Source organism: Desulfurobacteriaceae bacterium (assembly GCA_039832905.1).
Lineage (GTDB): Bacteria > Aquificota > Aquificia > Desulfurobacteriales > Desulfurobacteriaceae > Desulfurobacterium.
Genome location: JBDOLX010000108.1, coordinates 1 through 20,059 on the forward strand (window position 1 = coordinate 1; position 20,059 = coordinate 20,059).

Below are 20,059 nucleotides of genomic sequence, written 5' to 3' on the forward strand. Positions count from 1 at the left end.
TAAAAATAAAGGAGAGCGTATAAAGGTGCAGAAACTTAGCAATAACTCTGAAAACAAGCAGAATAAATAAACCTACAAGGATTTGAATAGCCCTTGTTTCAGAAAGATATAAAAAGACCCGGTAAATAAGAAAGGCTACTATAAGGATGTCTATAATATCCCAAAAGGTTATCTTAGGGATAGTTTCTAACAATATTCCTCCTCTATCGCCAAAAGAACATCAAGAAATTTCTTAGTTTCCTTTACGTCGTGAACTCTCAAGATTTTTGCTCCCCTAATTACGGAAGCATAAAGGGAAGCAAGAGTTCCTTCTATTCTCTTTTTAGGATCGGTTTCACCAGTTATTGCTCCGATGAAACTTTTTCTTGAAGTTCCAATGAGAATTGGGATCCCAAATATTTTAAATTCAGAAAGTCTTCTCAAGATAGTTAAATTATCTTCAAGCCTTTTCCCAAAACCGATACCGGGGTCTATGATTAGCTGACTCCGCCTCACTCCTTCTTTCTCAGCATTTTCAATTGTTTTTTCAAAATATTCCATTATTTCTTTTATTACATCTTCGTAGTAAGGGTTCTTCTGCATATCCTTAGGAGTGCCTTTTATGTGCATAATTACTGCGGGGCACTTTCTCTCTGCCACAAGTTTAGCCATTCTGCTGTCAAAGTGGAAACCACTAATATCGTTTACAATGTCTGCTCCAGCATCAAGTGCCCTTTTTGCTACTTCAGACTTGTAAGTATCTATGGAGATGAAAAAGTCATCACCTAACCTTTTCCTGATTTCCTCAATTACGGGAATTGTTCTTTTGATTTCTTCATCTATCGGTACAGGCAAAGAACCTGGACGTGTAGACTCACCTCCAATATCAATTATCTTGGCTCCACCTTCTAACATTTCCTCACAGTGTTTTACTGCACGATCAAGAGAAAAAAACTCCCCACCATCTGAAAAGGAATCGGGAGTTACATTCAAGATTCCCATTATGACTGGTGTGGATAAACTAAGCTTCTTTCCTCGACATTCTATGGAGAAGTCCTCTTTACGGTAATTCTTAAGAAGGATTTCTAGTTTCTCAGAAAGCTTTTTCAAACCAAAAGGTTGGAGTTTCAACTTTTCAATAAGTTTCTTAAGTCCCCTCTCTGTAATCATTAAAAGTACAGTGCAAGTACCTTTCTCAAAACTTGAGGCCTTTCTGGGAACAGCACAATCTCCACCCAAAGAGATAGCATCTTGCTTTAGAATGTTTGCAGCCCTTGTATCAATTCCTTGAATTTCTATATTCAGAATAAACCCCTTGGAAGAAAGAATTTCTGATCCTATCTCGGTATTTCCTATACAAAGAAGGTAGTTCTTCAAATCTTCCTTGCTCTTGAAGTTTCTAACGGTTATGAACATTTTCTTCTCCAAAATCGTTATAATTCACAGGGGATAACGTGTTTTAATTATATTCATTTAAGGAGTCCAATGAAAACGATAATAACAACCCATAAAAATATGGATTTGGATGCCCTTGGTGGAGTAATTGCAGCCAAAAAACTTTTCCAAGACGCAACAGTTGTTCTTCCAGATACTAAGGGCAACGATGTTGTTAAACTGCTTTCTGAAAATCCAGATGTAATAGAGTTTGTAGAGGAAAGTAATTTCTCAGAAGAAGACGTTGATAAAATTGTAATAGTTGACACTAACAATATAGACAGGATTCCAGATAAACTTTCGAAACTCGTTAAAAGTGGTAAAGTAGAGGTAGAGATTTTTGACCACCACTCAAAAACCATTGAAGTTGAAGATGTCATTTTTCACTTTAAAGGATCGGGGTCAATTACTTCTTTAATGGCTTTAATTTTAAAAGGAAAAAATCTTTCTCCTTCTCCCCTTGAAGCATCCGTTATGCTTACAGGGATATATTCCGATACTGGTTCTTTTAGATTCCCTTCAACGACTCCTTTAGATTTTTTAGCTGCAGCGTACCTTCTATCCCTTGGGGCGAACATTGAATTTGTAAAGAAGTATTTACCGACTGAACTTTCGGACAAAGAGCTTGACCTTTTAAAGACTTTAAAAGATAACCTAAAAGTTTTAGAGATTAACGGCAATCCAATAGGTATTTCTTTTGCGAGGTTTGACGCTTATGTTGGAGACATAGCGCCATTAGTAAGTAAACTTTTAGAAATTTCTGGACTTCCAGCCGTTATTGTTTTGGCAGAATTTGAAAATACAGTTTTTCTAATAGGCAGATCCCGAACTTCAAAGATAGATGTTTCGAAAATAGCAAGTGCTTTTGGAGGAGGAGGACACAAGGAAGCAGCATCAAGTTCAATTAAAGAAAAAACTGTCTTTGAAGTTTTAGAAGAACTTTACAGAGTTCTTGAAGAAACTGTAGAACCCTTAAAAAGGGCAAAGGACATAATGACCTCTCCTGCTATTGTTATTCCAAAAGACTTCTCTGTAGCTGATGCCAGGAACCTTCTTATGAAAAATGGCATAAATGCTGCACCTGTTGTAGATGAAGAAGGAAAACTTGTTGGTGTGGTAAATAGGGCTCTCCTTGATAAAGCAGATTACATGGGGCTTTCAAAGGAAAAAGTATCCGAAGTTATGGAAAGGGATTTTTCAGTAGTTTCGATGGATACTCCTTTAAGCGAAGTTGAGAGGATAATAGTTGAAAAACATCAGTCATTTATCCCAGTTATAGAGGACAGGAAACCTGTAGGTGTTATAACCCGAACAGATCTTTTAATGAACCTTTACAGAGACGATTTTTCAGAAAGTTTGAAATTTTATGAAAAAAGACTAAGCTCATTTCCAAAGTTCAGAAATCTTTCTCAAAAACTTAAATCTTTACCCAAGGAAATCTTTAACCTTCTTAAAAAAATAGGAGAATTAGCAGACGAACTTGGTGTTAACGCTTATGTTGTTGGAGGATTTGTTAGAGATCTCATAATAGGCAGGAAGAACTTTGATATAGACATAGTAGTTGAGGGAGATGCAAGAGTTTTAGCAAGGGAGGTTGCCAGAAGGTTAAAAGCAAAAGTTCATACCTTTGATAGGTTTAAAACTGCTGTTGTGATATTTCCCGACGGCTTTAGGATTGATTTTGCTTCTGCAAGAACTGAAGTCTACAAGTTTCCAGGAGCACTTCCAGAAGTTGACATGGCACCTTTGAGGAAAGACCTATTCAGAAGGGATTTTACGATAAATACCTTAGCTATAAAACTAAATAAAAGTGAATTTGGAAAACTGATAGATTTCTTTAACGGGTTGAAGGACATAAAGGAAGGAAAAATCAGGATTTTACATTCTTTATCCTTTGTAGAAGACCCAACGAGAATACTTAGAGCTTTACGATTTGCAACAAGGTACAGGTTTGAGCTTGGAAAGCATACGGAAAAACTCTTAAAAATAGCCGTAAAGAAAAAACTTTTTAAAACGGTTGAAGGAAGAAGGATTTATCACGAACTAAAACAGATATTCTTAGAGGACAATCCCTTAAGAGTCTTAAACAAACTTGAACACTATGGAATTTTAAAAACGCTCTTCCCAAAAGTTTCTTGGGATAAGAAGAAAAAAGATCTTTTTGAAAGAATAAGAAAAATAGTCATTTGGCACAAGATGACTTTCCCTGAAAAGGAAGTAAAGTACTACCTTCTGTATTTTGCAGCACTTTTTGCTGGATTGTTTTATAATGTTATAGAGAACTACTTATCAGAACTGTCTGTTCCTGAGAAGGAAAAAAGAACAATAAAAGAATTAGCCTTGAAATCTTTCCGTGTTTTAAAGAAACTGGAGAAAATAGAAAAGAACAGCGAGATTTATAGGATACTAAGTACTTTACCAGAGGAGTTTTCTCTTTTCTTGGCAGGTTTAGAAGAAGATGACAAGATAAGGGAAAAAATACTCTTATTCCTAAAGGAGTGGAGATTTAAAAAACCCTTAGTAAATGGAGAAGACTTAAAGAAGTTGGGATTAAGTCCTGGTCCCCTTTTTAAAGAGATTTTGGATAAAATTGTTTTAAAAGTTCTTGATGGAGAACTACCTGAAGACAGAGAAGAACAACTGGAGTTTGTTAAAAAAGAATGCTTAAAGCAACTGTCTTAATAGGAATTTTAACTTTTTCTTATTCTTTAGCATCTTTTGTTTCTTCATATTTTCTGTTTAACTTGACTCCTTGTGTCCATTTTAAAGTATCATCTCAAGCTTCTTCAAAAAGTAGATCTGAACCGATTAACCTTGAAACAAATCTTCCTTTTGGATCACCTAACGTAGAGTTTGAGAAAAGTGAAAAACAAAAAGAAGAAACAGAAAAAAGACGAGAGTTTAAAGAGTTCCAAACTCTTGACAATTTTGTCTTACGAGGGGTTATAGTTCTTGGAAAAAATAGCGGATTTGTAGTTTTAGAAAAGAAAGGGAAAAAAGAGGTAAAAATTCTAAGAAAAGGGGAAAAGTTAGACGATTTAACGTTGCTTAAGGTATTTCCTGATTCTGCTATTTTTACAGACGGAAATAGGAAATTTACCTTAAAGCTTTTTGAGGAAAAGAAGACAAAAAACGTGGATAATAAGTTGGCTGAGTACTCACCTGAGAAAAAGAGAACTTCTTTCAGAAGTAAAGTGTTTAGAGTTAAAAGGCAAGAAGTACTGAAAGAGTTTTCATCTGGAAAGTTTTTAAAGGATATAGGAATTACTCCTTCACAGAATCCCAAGGGAATAAGGGTTCTCTTTGTTAGAAGGGGAAGTTTCATAGATAAGTTGGGAATAAGACGTGGAGACGTAATCATTTCAGTAAACGATTTGGAAATAAGAACGCTGGAAGACTCTTTTTCAGCGTTTGAAAGGTTAAAGACCGAAGATTCCATTACTATCACTCTATTGAGACACGGCAAGAAAATAAAACTTCAGTACGAAATCGAGTGAGGGAAGATATGTTAAGGGTACTTTTTTTCTGTTTAATTCTTTTTTCCTTAGCAAGAGCAGAAAATACCGTTCAACTAAATGCCGATTCTCTTGATATAAAGGATCTTACAAAACTGGTTAGCCAAGCAACAGGCAAAAACTTTATAGTTCCCCACTTTTTAAAGGGAAAAATAACTGTTATATCTTCGAAACCTATTCCTAAGAAGGAACTTTTAAACCTTTATATCGCCGCCCTCGATGAGCTTGGATATCAAGCAGTAGAGGATAAAAACTACATAAAGATAGTAAAGAAAAGAGAAGTTGCGAAGGAATCTTCTTTTGTTAAAAGTGGAAAGGTAAAAGAAGGAGAAAAAGTTCTTACTTATATCATAATTCCTCAGCACATTTTAGTCCTCGATATACAAGGTCTTGTAAGAAATCTTCTTTCTCCTGTTGGAAGGTTCAGCATAGTCAAGAGTATCAATGCTATGGTTATTACTGATAAAGAAAAGAACGTGAAGAAGATAAAAACCGTCTTAGATACGCTTGATAAATCGCCATTAAACTTTCAAGTAGTTTCGTTTGAAATAAAACACAACAAAGCAAAAAATGTTGCCAGAATACTTAGAGAACTTTTCAATAAAAGTTTTGCACAGGATCTTGTTAAAAGTTTTCCCATACCTGGGAAAGATTACTATCACATTGTTTTTGATGAGAATACAAATACTTTATTTGTTGTAGGTACTCCAAAAGTTATTGAAAGGATAAAAGAACTACTTCCAAAAATCGATAAAGAGTTTAACTTAGAAGACGGGTATCTCCACATAATCCGTCTAAATTACGCTTTTGCAGAAGATACAGAAAAGGTTTTAAACAAGCTGTTAAAAGGAGATCTAAGAAAGAAGTTTGGAATTAATAGAAGCGTAAAAGTAGTAGCTGACAAATCCAGTAATTCCCTCATAGTTTTAGCAGATCCTAAGGATTTTAGAATAGTTGAAAGAATTATATCCGGAATAGACATTAAAAGACCACAAGTTTTTGTAGAAGTTCAGATAGTAGAGATGTCAATTGATAAACTCTCCCAGCTTGGCGTAGAGTGGAAGCTTTTAAATAGAGGTGATCTTGTTCCTTTTGCTGGAAGTATTTACAATTTTCCTGTTGTTCCTACCAAAGTATCGGACGTTCCTCAACCTAGAGGTCTGTTTTTCGGAGTTGCAAAGTGGCGGGACAACGTTCCAGACATTGGATTTCTCTTAAACGCTTACGCTAAGGTAGGAGCCGTCAACATTGTTGCCACTCCCCAAGTTCTTACTCTTGATAACGAAGAAGCAGAAGTAAACATAACAAGCGTTCTTCCATACTCTACCGGAGTAAAGTACGATACAAACAACAACCCCGTAATAAGCTATGACTACAAGGATGTTGGTATTACCTTGAAAATTACCCCCCACATAACTGCAAGTAATGGAGTAAAGTTAAAAATCTACGCGAAAGTAGAAGATGTTGTAGGTTATGCTAATGCAGATCAGACGGCACCAATTACTTCCAAAAGGGAGGCTAAGACAACGGTCAACGTTCAAGATGGACAAACGCTTGTCATTGGAGGTTTAACAAAGAACAAGAAGATCATTACTACAGAAAAAGTTCCCCTTCTTGGAGATATACCCTTTTTGGGATCGCTGTTTAGAAGAAAAAGCTACCAGATAGAGAAAACTAACCTTTTAATTTTCATTACTCCAAAAGTCGTAAGAAGTGAGAAAGAGGAAGAAGAACTTACAAGCGAAAAGAGAAAATTTCTCCAAAAAGTTTTAAGGGGCGGGAATGTTAAGTGAAAGTGAGTTTTTGGATAAATTAAAAGCTGAAAAACTCATTCCCGAAAAAAAAGTTTCCTCTTTTAAAGAAGCTGTTGGCGTTTTAAAGTGGGATTCACCAAAAACGAAAGAAATATTTGAAAGTGTAGGGATTCCCTTTAGAGAAAAACTGGAAAGTATAGACGAGGAACTTTTCCAAAAACTCCCTTCCTCATTTATTAGAAAGGAAAGGTTCATTCCCTTACAAGAAACGGAAACCGAGGTTATGGTTGCTACCGATAACCCTTTTAACACCGAAGGAGTAAAGAAGCTTGAGTGGTTTTTTTCAAAGCCTGTAAAAGTCATAGTTATTCCCTTTGACGAAATAAACCGTTTTTTAACTCTTCAAGAAAAAGTAGAAGAGGAAGATCTAGAAGAAGTCTTTGATTCTTCCTACGGTGAAGACCTCTTAATTTCTCAAGAAGATGCCCCAATAATAAGGCTTATCAACGATATTCTCTTAACCGCTATAAGGATAAAAGCAAGCGACATTCATTTTGAACCTTTTAAAGATAGAATGAGAATAAGACTTCGGATAGATGGTGTTTTAAAGACATTTAAGGAAGTACCACTTTCAAAGGTTCCATCCTTAGTTTCAAGACTTAAGGTAATGGCAAAGCTTGATATTGCTGAAAAGAGGCTTCCCCAAGATGGAAGGATAATGGTAAAAGTTGGGGGAAAAGAGGTTGATATTCGTGTTTCAACCCTTCCAACCTACTTTGGAGAAAGAGTTGTTTTAAGACTTCTTTTGAAAGAGAGTGTTCTCTATTCAACAAAAGATCTTGGATTACTTCCGGAAGATTACGAAAAATTTGAAAAACTTATTTATAATCCCCACGGGATAATCTTAGTAACTGGACCTACGGGTTCTGGAAAAACTACCACTTTATATGCTGCTCTTTCGGAAATAAACAATGAAGAAGTGAACATAATTACAGTAGAAGATCCTGTAGAATACCAACTAAACGGCATATCCCAAGTTCAAGTGAAACCCGAAATTGGTCTCACTTTTGCAAATGCTTTAAGGAGTATTCTAAGACAAGATCCAGATGTAATAATGATAGGGGAAATCAGGGATGTCGAAACTGCAGAAATTGCTATTCAATCAGCTTTAACTGGACACTTAGTCTTCTCCACTCTCCATACAAATGATGCAGCAACATCTATAACAAGGCTTCTTGATATGGGAATTGAGTCCTATCTTGTAGCGTCTTCTGTTATCGGGGTTGTTGCTCAAAGGCTTGTAAGGAAAATATGCCCCTTCTGTAAGGTTTCTTATAAACCTTCTTTTCAGGAACTGAAAGAACTTAACCTCCTTGGTTACGTAGGGAAGTTTTTTAAAGGTGAAGGCTGCGAGAAGTGTATGGGCACGGGATACTCTGGAAGAACTGCAATTTACGAACTGCTTTTTGTTGATAAAGAAATTCGCAAAGCGATTCTTGATAACAAGGATGCCGATATTCTAAGAGAAATAGCAGTAAAGAAAGGAATGAAAACTCTTAAAATGGACGGGGCTGAAAAGGTAAAACTTGGAATTACAACCACAGAAGAAGTTTTAAGGGTTGTAAGATAATGGCTGTGTTTTCCTATAAAGGAATAGATAGAAATGGAAGAGAAATTAAAGGGATAATTGAAGCAAACAGCAAAGCAAATGCCATAGCTTTATTAAAGTCTAAAGGAATTTTTCCTTACGAACTAAAGGAAGAAAAAACAGAAAACAAGAACTTTTCACTGTTTCCTGTTAGAAAAAATCCTTTTTCTCAAAAAGAACTAGGAGTTTTCTTTAAAACTCTTTCAAATCTTCTTGAGGCAGGTATTCCCTTAGTGGAAGCTTTGGAATCTTTCATAAATGAAGTTCAAGATAATAGGAAGAAAGCGTTTATTTCCCAGATATTAGTAAACCTAAAAGAAGGAAAGAGTTTTTCTGAATCCCTAAAGCTTTCTAAAGTTACCGATCCAGTAATACTGGCATTTGTATCCTCAGGAGAGAAAGGAGGCTTTTTGGCTGAAAACTTATTAACTCTTTCCGACATTCTTGAAAGAAAAGAAGAGGTAAGGTCAACTATTGTAGGAGCATTAATTTACCCTGTTATTTTAGTAGTGGTTAGTTTGGGAGTTATCGTTTTTATGCTAACAACTGTTGTTCCTAAAATTGTTTCTATATACGATTCAATGAAGCTATCGTTACCTCTCAGTACCAAAATTGTACTTGCTATAAGCAACTTCCTTGTAAATGATTTTTGGTTTCTTCTTCTTTCTATCCTTGTTTTAGCCTTGCTATTCTCTTTCCTAATAAGAAAAAAAAAGAAAACTATAGATAAACTTAAATTAAAGACACCTATTCTAGGGTTTCTCTTTTTATGCATAGAACTTTTATATTTTTTTGAAACTCTTGGGAACTTACTAAAGGCAGGAATTCCAATTGGTGAGGCTATTAACTTTTCTATAAATGCTTTAAGAAACGAATATTTGCAAGAAATGTTTTTACTTATAAAAGAAGAAGTGGAAAGGGGGGAAAGGTTAACAAAAATTCTAACCAATAAATTGGAAAATGTCCCTTTCATTGTTGTTCAATTAATTAAAGCTGGTGAAAAAAGTGGAAGTTTAGCCGATATGTTTTTGAAATCGTCAGAATTTCTGAAAGTAGAGATAAATACTAAAATAAAAAACTTGACCTCTTTATTTGAGTCAATTATAATGTTAATAGTTGGAATGGTTATAGGTTTTATAATAATTGCCTTACTACTACCTATAGTAGAAATAAGTACCATTAAGAAACTATAGGAGAAAGAATGAAATGGATTGAGAACTTTTTATGGGGAGGAGAACGACTACTTCCTGGTATTGACATTGGAACCTACAGCATTAAACTTGTTCAACTTGAAAAACAGAAAGAGAACTATTCGTTAAAAGTAAAAGGAGAAATTATCTATGAAGATCAAGTTTTTGCCGGATCAGAAATTGTTGACGCTTTTACTTTGGCCTCGTACGTAAAAGAAATTTTAAAGATGAACCTTATAGAAGAAAAAGAAGTGGCTATTCATATACCTCTTGTTTCTTGCTTTTACAGCGTTATTAGTTCTCCTCCTACTCAGCCTCCAGAAGAAGCTGTAATGAACTATATGCAAAGTATAATATCTCCCGAAGAGCTTGCACAAGTAAAGGTAGACTATAGAGTTTTGCCTGTCTCCATAGACAATAACAATTTGGATATAGCAGTAGCTGCTATAAAAAGAGAGTACTTAGAAGAAAGAATAGGTATTGTTGTGCAAGCAGGTCTAAAACCTGTGGTGGTGGATATAGAGCCTGCAACTATAAGCAATCAATTTTACTTTAACTATCCCGACGAAACTGGATCCCCTGTATGTATTGTTGATATAGGTGCTACCTTTACGAAGATAGTAGTTTCTTTTGGGGGATATCCTTATATAACAAGAAATGTTGAATATGGAGGAAACTCTATTACAGAACATCTGCAAAAAGAGTTTTTACTCGGTGTAGAAGAAGCGGAGAGCCTTAAAAAGGGGGAAACTGTAAACGACATAACCTATGAAGAAGCTTTTGATAAAGTAATAAGGGAAGCAATTAAGAAAATAGTTACAGAAGTATTGTGGACAATAGACAATTTTAAAGACCGGTTTAACATGGATGTTAATAAAATCTATCTCTACGGTGGTTCTTCAAAATTAGAAGGTATTGTAGAAGTATTTAAAGACGTTAGTAAAAAAGAAGTTTTTAAAGGAAAACCTTTTAAGTTTAAAAACGAAAGTAAAAGTGAAGAGTTTGGAATAGCTGTAGGGTTAAGCTTAAGATATAAGGGTGATAGTGATGTTAAGGTTTAACTTTGCCAATATAAAACCTTCACTTGCAGAGAGACTCTTAACTCCTGAGTTTATTATAGGATCTCTTATTTTTACAATTTTTATGGGGTTTAATATTTACTCAGAAGTTTCTACTAGATCCAAGATTTCAGAAGTTGAGAGAAAGATTACTTATCTTGAACAACAAAGGAACGTTTTGAAAACTTTAGAGAAAAAGGAAAAAGAACTAAGAGAGGTAAAAGCAGAACTAGAGAAAAAACTCGCGGTTATTGAAAAGCTAGAGAAAGAAAGGAAAATTCCAAATTACTTGTACTTTTTTGGAAATAAAGAAAATGTCAATGGAATTTGGTTGGAAGTTTTGGCTTCAAAAGGTAAAAGACTGAGCATTGTTGGAAACGCAGAGGATATGGGAAAACTTCATGATTTCTTAGAGAAACTGGAATCGAGATTGGGGAAAACCTACTTGAAAGATGTGAAGCTTAAAACTATCGAACTGAAGAATCTCAATAAAACTATAGAGTATCAACATTTCCTCTTAAACGTGGAGATGGAAAATGGAAAAACTTCAGGAAATTCTAAGTAGTATCCTTGGCAAGTGGAAGGAACTGCCAAGATGGCAAAAGATACTGTTTATTAGCATTCTAGCTATTTTGCTTAATATAGTTTTCTACTTTGTACGAGTTGCACCTTTGAAAGAAACTTTAGAAACAAAAAGAAAAAAAATGACCAATTTACAGCTTATTGTTAATAGGCTTGAACTTACCAAACGTAAGAAAAAAGAACTTGAAGATCAGATAAGGGATCTAAAAGAGAAGATAGCTTCATTGGAGGAAAAATTACCAACCGGAAGCGAGGAGGTAGCAGACATTATAAAAGCTATAGCTTACAAGGAAGGAGAGAAGCTAAGGGTTACCTATTTCAAAAGGTTAACTACTGAAAATGAAAGAAGCGGTAAGGCTAAAGAGGATAAAGAAAAGAAAAAGAGGAAAAAATCAAAGTCTAAAAAGAAAAAAAAGGTGGAAGATTACTACACTACTGTTGTCTATGAAATTGGTGTAAAGACGACATATCCAACGTTTATCCGCTGGTTGGAAAATGTGTCTAGTGCCGGAAGAATAATTCTAATAAAAGACGTGTATCTTCAAGGCAATGATGAAAAGAACTATACGGTGGTTGGTGACGTAACTATAAAATCTTTCATACTCAAGAGGTAAGTATGTTTAAGGAACTTCTTTTTATTGTTTCTATATTTTTAGTCTTTATAAATGGTTCGGCAAACGCTGGAGTAGAAGTGGATCCGTTCGTTAACCCTTACAAAAAGTTAATAGAACTTGATAAGAATTATAAGAAAAAGGAAAAGAAAGATGTAGTAGAGAAGGTGTCCATTTTTAAAACAAGCTTAAATCTAGATCCGGACAATATATTCGTAGAAGGGGTTATCCGTGCAGCTTCCGGATACAAAGTTGTAGTGAAAAGTTGGGATGGTAGTATATATACTCTCTCTAAAGGAACAGCTATTTCTCCTGATACAAAACTTGTACGGGTATCTTTCAATAAAGTTGTCTTTATCAAATTTTTTAAGCTAAATGGCAGGATGAAAAGAAAGTTTATCGTTTGGAAAGTTGTGAACGGTCAGTTTGTTAGGGAGGAAAAACAATGAAAGGTAAATACCTTATTCCGTTAATATCTATGGTATTCTCTCTTCCATCCTTAGGAGGAACAATAAAGGATATTAGTGCTATTTACGACGGAAGCAGTTTAGAGATTTTGCTTAAGAAGGAAGGGAGTTGCGACCTTCAACCGATAATAAAAAATTCTCGTAGAATAGATCTAAAGATAAGAAATTGTGCAATAACAAAACCTTACTTTATTGGAGAAAGGGGATTTGTTGAGTCTGTAAATATTAAACCGTGGGAAAATGATACATTTGTAACAATCCTTTTAAAAGATAAAGCGAAACTCCAAACAGAGATAAATGAGAATTCCATAAAGTTATCATTGCTTTCAGATAAAGCACCAACCTTCAACATATCCCAAAACGATAAAAGACTAAAGTTACGAATAGACTTGTTGGAGAACCCTGTTAAAGTTACCTATTCCCGTAAAGGTAACAACATAATCATTAAAACCATAGGATTGAACTTTGGAAACGCTACCATAAAAAGCTTCAAAAATCCTTTGATAAAGAGAGTTTTAATGGAAAAAGACTCTATAATTGTTGAAACAAAGGGATTCTCAGTGGCGGAGGTTATCTGGAGAAAAGAGGAAAAGGCTTTAGAAGTTAGCTTCCTGTTGAGCGAAAAAACAAAAAGAATATTTTCTAAGAAAGTAAAAGAAAAGAAAAAAGAAAGACAAAATGAATTTGTATCCTTTAGATTCGAGAATGCAGATATAAGAGCTGTAATAAAGGCAATAGCAGATGTTGTAGGAGTAAACGTTATTATTGACCCAGAAGTTAAAGGGAAAGTAAGTATCGATTTCTCGAAAAAACCTGTTTATTGGAAAGATGCACTTGATAAAGTTCTAAAGGTAAAAGGTTTCACGTTTGTTGAAGAAAATGGAACGGTGAGAGTTCTTCCTAAGGTGAAAGAGCCTATTAAGTTGTTCGTTGTTCACTTGAAACACGTAGGAGCACAATATGTAGCTGATAAACTTGCGGAGCTTTTGTCTAGAAAGTCAATAAAGGTTATAATAGATGATAATCTTAACTACAAGGATGAAAACAAGATTTTTGGTAAAAAAGAAAAGGGAAAAAGAGTTCAAAATATAACTGGACAAAAAACAAATTCTTCTAAGGAAGAAGCGAAGACTTCTCAGGATACTAAAAAAGACTTAAAAAATGAAACTAAACTTTCACGACAGTTGCAAGAAGAAAATAAGGAAGTTATTCTTGCAGATACCAAAAACAACATTTTGATTTTAAAAGTTAGAGAGTCAACATACCTTGAACTTAAAAAGATAATAGCTTCTTTAGATGCACTACCTAAAGATGTTTACACTATTAAGCTTAAGTACTTATCTCCAGAAAAGGCAATAGAAGCCCTATCCGTTCTTGGAGAACTTGAAGAGAAAAATATTACAGTAAAACGTTGGGATCCAACGAAAGGCAAATATGTGGACGAAAAGAAGTTTATTTATACAATCACTTTAAAGGGTGATCAATCAAAAGATAAGAAGGTTTTTGGAGTTATCACAGTAGATCCCAGAAGTAATACTCTAATTTATAAAGGAGATCCTGCAGGTTATCAAAATGTAATAAGGATAGTAAGCGAAGTAGATAAACCTAGAAAAAGGATAAGAATAAAAGCAAAGATAGTCCAAGTAGAATCCACAGCTGAGAAAGATGTAGGTATATCTTGGGGAGTCAGTGGTTACAATTATCCATCCTACTACATAGAAGGAAGTGCTGGTTTCAATACTCAGAATCTACCTGGATTAGTTTCTTCAACTGAGAATTTAGCAAACGTCTTTAACATTCCTACTGCAGATAATACTTTAGCTTTAGGAATTTTGAATAGAGCAAAAACTCTGAGACTAAACGTTGCCTTAAAAGCACTACAGCTTGATGGAAAAGCTAAAATAGTTTCTTCTCCAGAAATATTGACTCTTGACAATGAGCAAGCAACAATTACTCAAGGTATAGAAATACCATACATAAAAACAACTTCTACTTCTGCGGGAGTAACTACAGATGTAGAGTTTAGACAAGCCTCCTTAATCCTTAGTGTCAAACCTCACATAACCCCAGATGGACAGGTTCTCTTGGATTTAGAAGTTAGAAAGGATTCTCCGAACTATACAATTACTCAAATCACTGGTAATCCTAACCCTGCAATAGATACAAGAAGTGCTAAGGCAAAAGTTAGGATAAAAGCTGGAGATACAATTGTGATAGGTGGTATATACGAAAAGCAAATAAACGAGGACTTGTCGGGAGTTCCCGTTCTTTCACAAATTCCTCTCTTAGGATGGTTGTTTAAATCAAAAACCACCTCTGTTTCAACTAAAAAACTCCTGATATTTATCACGCCTGAGGTTATAGAATAGAGGAATGTTTTTGGAGGTTGGTTATGTTGAAAAGATTTCTATTATTAATCTTTGTTGGTATACTTTCTTTTGCTGGATGTTCATCTTCACCAGATGAAGAAGCAGCAACTAATTCTACAACCACTTCAACGTCAAACTCTACAACTATAACAACTACGACAACCACGACAACAACAGATACCACAGTTACAACAGTTACTGCGGATACTTTAACTGTAGATGGAGAAAATTACCATATTCTTGAAGGTTTCGATTATGTTGCTCAGGATGTTGTGTGCTTTGATAAAAGTAACTCTACTACTGTTGCTGTTACTGCCCCACCAGAAAAATTTGTTTATTTTATAAAAATTCTAACAGCACTCTTGAACTTGTTAATTGTACTGCAGAATTTATTCCACAAGGAAGTGCTCCTCCTATTGATATAACCATTCCCCGTGTAGGTTGCCAGCCTATAGTTCTTACCAGTCCGACAGATCCAACAGAGATACCTATAGCGGTAGAGTTTACTTACAATCCTGTCTATGATATGAAGAATGCAATACTGTCTTCTTCAGATCCTTCGGTCATCTATACCTACGTTGTAAATCTCACCTTCAACTTTGAAAACGCTAAACTTGGAAGCTCTAACGAAACATATAGTGAAGATGTTTCCTTTATTGTGGATTTTGGAAACTTTACGATATACGATGGGGATCTTTGTTATCCTGTTAACTATGAGTACTATAACAACAACGATGGAGACGTATGGCTACCTCAACAGTAAACGGTTTCCTAGTTGTAGACAAACCCAAAGGTATTACTTCTGCTGAAGTTGTTAGAAGGTTAAAAAAGGTTTTAAAAGTTAAGAAAATAGGTCATACTGGAACGTTAGACCCCCTTGCCACGGGGGTTTTGATTGTTGCCGTTGGAAAGGCAACAAGGTTTTCAGAATACCTTTTGAAAAAGAATAAATGTTATGTTGTTAAAGGAACGTTTGGACTTAAAAGCGATACTTACGATATAGATGGTAAAGTGGAAAAGGTTGAATGTAGGGAAATAGACAAAGATTCTCTTTTAAAGACCTTAGAAAACTTTAAAGGAGAAATAGAACAAGTTCCTCCTCCTTTTTCTGCTATTAGAGTAAACGGAAAAAGGGCTTATGAGCTTGCAAGGAAAGGAGAAAAGGTAGAACTAAAGCCAAGGAAAGTAAGAATCTATTCTTTAGAACTTTTAGACTTTAACTATCCAGATTTTACATTGAAAGTTTGCTGTTCTTCGGGTACTTACATTAGATCACTCATTAACGACATAGGAAAGTCTTTATCCTGCAGTGCTGTTGTTTCCGAACTTAGAAGGGTAAAGATTGGGAAAGTTGATGAAAAAGTAGCTATTCCACTATCCAAGATAACAAAAGAAAATGTAAAAAAATTCTTGATTTCGATAGATGAACTTCTTGATTTTCCAAAAATTGTTCTTTCTCCAGAAGAAGGAAAAAGATTTAAGAACGGAGTAAAGCTGAAAGTCAGAGAAAAAGAAGGGACATACAAAGTTTATGTCTTTGATACTTTTATTGGTATCGGCGTTGTAAAGTCTAATCTTTTAAAACCTCAGAAAGTTTTATCCTAGCAGCTTCCAAAATTGGTTTTAAACCATCTATTACCTTTTGGTAATCCTCTTCTCCACTTTCTACCTTGTCCATTATTGCTTCAAGTTCTCTTGTGAACTCTGTGGAAGTGTAATCGGAAAAATGGTTAGAAAGATATTCATAAACTTCTATCCCAAGTTTTGTTGGGTATAAGAACTTCCCTTTTTCTACGATGTATTTTCTATCAAGGAGGGTTTTGACAATTTTTGCGTAAGTTGAAGGTCTTCCTATTCTTTCTTCTCTCATTTTCTCAACAAGTTCTCCCTGAGTGTAAGGATAGGCCTTAGGAACTTTTTTCTTTTCAACCTTTAATGGAGTGAAATAGTAGGTTTCAGAAGGTTTCAAGTCTATCTTCAACTTCCTTATTTTCAGTGGTAAAACTAAATTCCAGCCATCTTTAACAAGACTTACGGCGATTTCTTCTAAAACCTCTAGTTCTTGGGGTAAGGTTTTAACCTTTAGCTTGACCTCCAAGACTTCACAAGGTTTCATCTGAGACGCTATGAACCTTCTAAAAATCAGATCGTAAACTTTAAAGTGGTTTTTTGTCAATTTTAACGTTGAACCGGAAACCATAACTAATGTTTTAAGATTTTCTGCATCCAAAGGTCTTGTTGGCCTTATACACTCGTGGGCGCCACCTTCACCCCAAGTTCTGAGCATAATAAATTCGCTTCCAAACTTTTGAGATATGAACTCTTTAGCAACTGCCATACCAGCAGTTGAAACTCTTGTAGAATCAGTCCTGTGGTAAGTGATAAAACCACTTTCAAAAAGGTCTTGGGCAATGCTCATTGTTTCATCGGCAGAAAGTCCCAAAGTCTTAGAGGATTCTTTCAAAAGTTCTCCGGTATTGAAAGGAGGAGGAGGATTTTTAGAAACCGTTTTCTTTTCCAAAACTTTTATCTTTACTTTGTCAATAACAAAGTTTTTTAATTTACGTATATCTTCTAAGGTAAACCTGAAACTTCCAACCTCTGTTTCAACTTCTAAAAGACCAATTTTCTCTTTGCTTTCCTTGTATCTTTCTATCACCCAGCCAAGAACGGGAGTTTGGACCCTACCAGCAGAAAGCCATTTTTTGTTAAAAACTTTCCAAAGATGTTGGCTTAGAGAGAAGCCAACCCATCTATCGGCTACTCTCCTAACTATCTGGGCTTTTACGAGGTTCTCATTAAGTGTTCTTGGATTACGTAAAGCCTCTAAAAAAGCCCATTTTGTAATTTCATGAAACTCCATTCTTTTTACTTTGTCCTGATAAGGAGTTATTGTTACTCCAACGTCCCAACCTATTTTTTCTCCTTCGGTATCCGGGTCGCTTGCAATAAAGACTTCGTCTATCTCAAGTGATAGTTCTCTTAAAGCTTTTACAATGTTTAGCTTATCAATGTCCGCCTTTTTCCCACACTTTGGGCAAATATCTTCTACCGTTTGTTCCTTGCAGGTAGTACAGATCTTTATAGTATCGTATATAGGAACGTAAAAGTTATTCTCTTCCTTTACTCCCCAAATACCGTCCCTTGTTGTAAGGTCAAAAACGTGCCCTTTAGAAGCTGTTAGAAGGAGAAGTTTATCTCCTGTGTTTATCTCATAAACGTCAAGATCAAGAACTTTTCTTTTTATAGGTTTCCCAAAAAAGTTCGCAATTGTTCTAGCTTTATTGGGAGATTCAACAACAACAAGCGCTGTTTTTAACATCTCTTTGGTTTCAAGTTTTATCCTTCCTTCTAAGATCTCTTTTACCCTCTTTCTGTCTTCATCGACCTTTTTGAAAACTTCTAAGATTTCCTTTTCCTCAATGAGAGGAAGCCCTAACTTTTCTGAAAGTTCTTTTCCTTTATCATAGTCAAGAACCTTAAAGGAAATGTCCTCTAAAAATATCGATAATCTCCTTTTTAGAGAAGAAAGTGCCTTTATGTCGTCAACAAACATTAAACTTATACCTTTTGTAAGTCCTCCTGCAAACATTCGGGAAGTTCTTCCAGATGCCTGAACATACCCAGTAGCATCTCCAACAACAACGAAGAGTTCTCCATTTTTCTCTTTCAAAGAAACGTCGGGAGAGCTCCTAACCTTTTCCAAAAACTTCTCATCTTTTAGAAGACTTTCTAAGAATTCCTTTATCTCAGAAACCTTTTCTTTTATTTTTGGATAGTTATCGAGTAGTTCTTCGCGGAGAGTAAGGTATCTTTTAAGGTAGGAAAGGTATGACATTACCTTTGTTTTATCTTCAATGAGTTCTCTAAGAACAAGTAAAAGTCCAAAGAGCTTGGAAGGTGCCAAAGATGGTTTTACGCTAAACTCCATTTTAGGAACGCCTAAGAAAACGGCATACCTTACAGCCTGAGGAAGGTCTATTCCCCGTGCTAAAGGATTTTTGTAACTTGCTATTCCAACTGCTGCCTGAATTTCACCTTTTAGAAATTTTTCTTGAGTTTCTACTGTGAAATCTTCATAAGAAACGGAACTAATGCCATTTTCGTTTAAGAACTCAATTACCTTTTCAATGTAGTCTTTCCCTAAATCCTCAGAAATAAAGACAAAAACACCTTTTCCAAACTTTTTGATGATCTTTAAAGTTTCTTCCAAGAAGTTTTTATCTGTATAGATTAGAACATCCTCTACATTTCTAAGAGCTACTGCGGTTTTACCAACTTCAAAACCCAAAAGTTCTCTAAATAATTTCACTCTGTTTGATTTTGGCTGGGATGTTGCAGAAGCAACGACCAAAACGTTTTCTATCTTCTTTCTCTTTTCTTCTAAAGCTTCCTCTATTTCTTTTATATTTTCAAGGATTTCATTTTTTCTAGTGCCTTCCTGTCTGGGAAGTTCTCTTTTTAGATCTAAAAGCCTTAAAGCCAAATTGATGTCTTCTTCCGAAAATCCAAGGAGTCTTATCACTTTATCTATGTTCTTAGCTGATTTTAAAAGGGAATCTACATCATCAACGAAAACAAAATCAAAAGGTTTAGGAATTATTTCAAAATTTTTGTAAAGAAAATTGGTTGTGGTTATTAAAATATCAAAATCTCCTTCTTGAATTTTTTCTTTTTCTTTCTTCTTTCCGGTGTAAGCAACTATTCTTTTATCTGTAAACTCTTTAAGCTTTTCTAAGGTTTGGAGAACCAAAAGCCTTGTTGGAACGAGAATGTAGCTTTTCCCTTCTAAAAACGAAGCAGTTATTAGACCCCAAGTGGTTTTTCCAACACCCGTTGGAGCAATTAATGTAAAGGATTTCTTTAAAGCTACCCTTCTTGCCCAAGAAACTTGCAAAGACCAAGGGGAAAAGCCAGTTTTTTCTTTAAAGAACTTTACAAATTCTTTAGTAAACTCCGTAATTTCGCAAACACTTCTGAAGTTTTTTAGATTCTCTTCTAAAGCTTTACAGAGTTCGTCTTTTGATGAAAAAGTTTTTTCTTCCTTCAAACAGTTTTCACAAGGAATACCAAGCTTTAAACGTTCATCGGAAATTGTTCCGCCACAGTTTGGACACATCCTTTTAAATTCAGCAATTTTCATAAAGCACCTCAATTCTTTTTCTTATAATAGAAATAATTTTAATTCTAAACCAAGGGAGCGTAACATGAAAATATTTAGACACTTCATGCCAACAAAAGTTGTTTTTGGGAGAAAAACGATCTATAAGCTAAGAGAAGAGGTAGAAGCTTTAGGTTTGAATACAGAAAAAATCGCAATAATTTCTGGAAAATCAGCAGTTTCTAACGGTTATACTGAAGTTGTTAAAAAGCAATTATCTGGAGATATAAAAATTTTTGATTTTGTAGAACCTGACCCAACCGTAGAAAATGCAAAACAGGTTTTAGAAGA

At 34.9% G+C, this 20,059-nt stretch carries 17 protein-coding genes; 13 read left to right on the forward strand and 4 right to left on the reverse strand.

The genetic code is table 11. The annotated features are described in order from the left end of the window. A partial coding sequence (locus tag ABGX27_08185; GenBank protein ID MEO2069464.1) for a TIGR00159 family protein occupies window positions 1-193 on the reverse strand: 193 nt, incomplete at its 3' end. Continuing rightward, window positions 187-1,395 (reverse strand): dihydropteroate synthase, encoded by a 1,209-nt coding sequence (folP, locus tag ABGX27_08190; GenBank protein MEO2069465.1) that lies wholly within the window; start codon window positions 1,393-1,395, stop codon window positions 187-189. The genes folP and ABGX27_08185, both read right to left, overlap by 7 nt. A gap of 69 nt (window positions 1,396-1,464) precedes the next feature. Here folP and ABGX27_08195 point away from each other — a divergent pair, with 69 nt between their 5' ends. From ABGX27_08195 to ABGX27_08240, 10 genes are read left to right on the forward strand one after another with little or no spacing between them, the layout of a single operon-like run. After that, a complete protein-coding gene (locus ABGX27_08195) occupies window positions 1,465-4,095 on the forward strand; it encodes a CBS domain-containing protein (protein ID MEO2069466.1) in 2,631 nt (876 codons plus the stop codon). Continuing rightward, window positions 4,074-4,910, forward strand: a complete 837-nt coding sequence (locus tag ABGX27_08200) for a PDZ domain-containing protein (protein MEO2069467.1) — start codon at window positions 4,074-4,076, stop codon at window positions 4,908-4,910. The genes ABGX27_08195 and ABGX27_08200 overlap by 22 nt, the downstream gene beginning before the upstream one ends. A gap of 8 nt (window positions 4,911-4,918) precedes the next feature. Beyond that, window positions 4,919-6,721 carry a type II secretion system secretin GspD gene (gene gspD / locus ABGX27_08205; protein ID MEO2069468.1) on the forward strand — a complete coding sequence of 601 codons (1,803 nt, stop codon included), beginning with the start codon at window positions 4,919-4,921 and terminating at the stop codon, window positions 6,719-6,721. Next, window positions 6,711-8,312, forward strand: a complete 1,602-nt coding sequence (gene gspE / locus ABGX27_08210) for a type II secretion system ATPase GspE (GenBank protein MEO2069469.1) — start codon at window positions 6,711-6,713, stop codon at window positions 8,310-8,312. The genes gspD and gspE overlap by 11 nt, the downstream gene beginning before the upstream one ends. Beyond that, window positions 8,312-9,523 carry a type II secretion system F family protein gene (locus tag ABGX27_08215; protein MEO2069470.1) on the forward strand — a complete coding sequence of 404 codons (1,212 nt, stop codon included), beginning with the start codon at window positions 8,312-8,314 and terminating at the stop codon, window positions 9,521-9,523. Before gspE ends, ABGX27_08215 begins: the two co-directional genes overlap by 1 nt. Window positions 9,524-9,531: 8 nt before the next feature. Next, complete coding sequence (gene pilM, locus ABGX27_08220; protein MEO2069471.1) at window positions 9,532-10,581, forward strand: pilus assembly protein PilM; 1,050 nt, start codon at window positions 9,532-9,534, stop codon at window positions 10,579-10,581. Beyond that, window positions 10,568-11,143 carry a PilN domain-containing protein gene (locus ABGX27_08225; GenBank protein MEO2069472.1) on the forward strand — a complete coding sequence of 192 codons (576 nt, stop codon included), beginning with the start codon at window positions 10,568-10,570 and terminating at the stop codon, window positions 11,141-11,143. Before pilM ends, ABGX27_08225 begins: the two co-directional genes overlap by 14 nt. Then, the gene (locus tag ABGX27_08230) at window positions 11,115-11,774 is read left to right on the forward strand and encodes a hypothetical protein (protein ID MEO2069473.1); all 660 of its coding nucleotides are present in this window, start codon (window positions 11,115-11,117) and stop codon (window positions 11,772-11,774) included. Before ABGX27_08225 ends, ABGX27_08230 begins: the two co-directional genes overlap by 29 nt. 2 nt (window positions 11,775-11,776) lie before the next feature. Next, a complete protein-coding gene (locus ABGX27_08235) occupies window positions 11,777-12,220 on the forward strand; it encodes a hypothetical protein (GenBank protein ID MEO2069474.1) in 444 nt (147 codons plus the stop codon). Beyond that, entirely contained in the window at window positions 12,217-14,607 is a 2,391-nt protein-coding gene (locus ABGX27_08240; GenBank protein MEO2069475.1) for a secretin N-terminal domain-containing protein, read from the forward strand. Before ABGX27_08235 ends, ABGX27_08240 begins: the two co-directional genes overlap by 4 nt. Here the strand turns inward: ABGX27_08240 and ABGX27_08245 are convergent. Further along, window positions 14,597-14,791, reverse strand: a complete 195-nt coding sequence (locus tag ABGX27_08245; GenBank protein ID MEO2069476.1) for a hypothetical protein — start codon at window positions 14,789-14,791, stop codon at window positions 14,597-14,599. The two genes, ABGX27_08240 and ABGX27_08245, sit on opposite strands and share 11 nt — an antisense overlap. Window positions 14,792-15,133: 342 nt before the next feature. Here ABGX27_08245 and ABGX27_08250 point away from each other — a divergent pair, with 342 nt between their 5' ends. Further along, entirely contained in the window at window positions 15,134-15,370 is a 237-nt protein-coding gene (locus ABGX27_08250; protein MEO2069477.1) for a hypothetical protein, read from the forward strand. After that, window positions 15,352-16,212 (forward strand): tRNA pseudouridine(55) synthase TruB, encoded by an 861-nt coding sequence (gene truB, locus ABGX27_08255; protein MEO2069478.1) that lies wholly within the window; start codon window positions 15,352-15,354, stop codon window positions 16,210-16,212. The genes ABGX27_08250 and truB overlap by 19 nt, the downstream gene beginning before the upstream one ends. Here the strand turns inward: truB and rgy are convergent. Then, entirely contained in the window at window positions 16,178-19,750 is a 3,573-nt protein-coding gene (gene rgy, locus ABGX27_08260; protein MEO2069479.1) for a reverse gyrase, read from the reverse strand. The two genes, truB and rgy, sit on opposite strands and share 35 nt — an antisense overlap. Window positions 19,751-19,814: 64 nt before the next feature. Between rgy and ABGX27_08265 the strand changes: the two genes are divergently transcribed. After that, window positions 19,815-20,059: iron-containing alcohol dehydrogenase (locus tag ABGX27_08265; GenBank protein MEO2069480.1), on the forward strand; the 245-nt coding region annotated here is incomplete at its 3' end.

What these genes read in the sequence shown, in the direction of transcription:
- folP (MEO2069465.1), bottom strand. Translation starts at nt 1,395, where the DNA reads ATGTTCATAACCGTTAGAAACTTCAAGAGCAAGGAAGATTTGAAGAAC.
- ABGX27_08195 (MEO2069466.1), top strand. Translation starts at nt 1,465, where the DNA reads ATGAAAACGATAATAACAACCCATAAAAATATGGATTTGGATGCCCTT.
- ABGX27_08200 (MEO2069467.1), top strand. Translation starts at nt 4,074, where the DNA reads ATGCTTAAAGCAACTGTCTTAATAGGAATTTTAACTTTTTCTTATTCT.
- gspD (MEO2069468.1), top strand. Translation starts at nt 4,919, where the DNA reads ATGTTAAGGGTACTTTTTTTCTGTTTAATTCTTTTTTCCTTAGCAAGA.
- gspE (MEO2069469.1), top strand. Translation starts at nt 6,711, where the DNA reads ATGTTAAGTGAAAGTGAGTTTTTGGATAAATTAAAAGCTGAAAAACTC.
- ABGX27_08215 (MEO2069470.1), top strand. Translation starts at nt 8,312, where the DNA reads ATGGCTGTGTTTTCCTATAAAGGAATAGATAGAAATGGAAGAGAAATT.
- pilM (MEO2069471.1), top strand. Translation starts at nt 9,532, where the DNA reads ATGAAATGGATTGAGAACTTTTTATGGGGAGGAGAACGACTACTTCCT.
- ABGX27_08225 (MEO2069472.1), top strand. Translation starts at nt 10,568, where the DNA reads ATGTTAAGGTTTAACTTTGCCAATATAAAACCTTCACTTGCAGAGAGA.
- ABGX27_08230 (MEO2069473.1), top strand. Translation starts at nt 11,115, where the DNA reads ATGGAAAAACTTCAGGAAATTCTAAGTAGTATCCTTGGCAAGTGGAAG.
- ABGX27_08235 (MEO2069474.1), top strand. Translation starts at nt 11,777, where the DNA reads ATGTTTAAGGAACTTCTTTTTATTGTTTCTATATTTTTAGTCTTTATA.
- ABGX27_08240 (MEO2069475.1), top strand. Translation starts at nt 12,217, where the DNA reads ATGAAAGGTAAATACCTTATTCCGTTAATATCTATGGTATTCTCTCTT.
- ABGX27_08250 (MEO2069477.1), top strand. Translation starts at nt 15,134, where the DNA reads ATGAAGAATGCAATACTGTCTTCTTCAGATCCTTCGGTCATCTATACC.
- truB (MEO2069478.1), top strand. Translation starts at nt 15,352, where the DNA reads ATGGCTACCTCAACAGTAAACGGTTTCCTAGTTGTAGACAAACCCAAA.
- rgy (MEO2069479.1), bottom strand. Translation starts at nt 19,750, where the DNA reads ATGAAAATTGCTGAATTTAAAAGGATGTGTCCAAACTGTGGCGGAACA.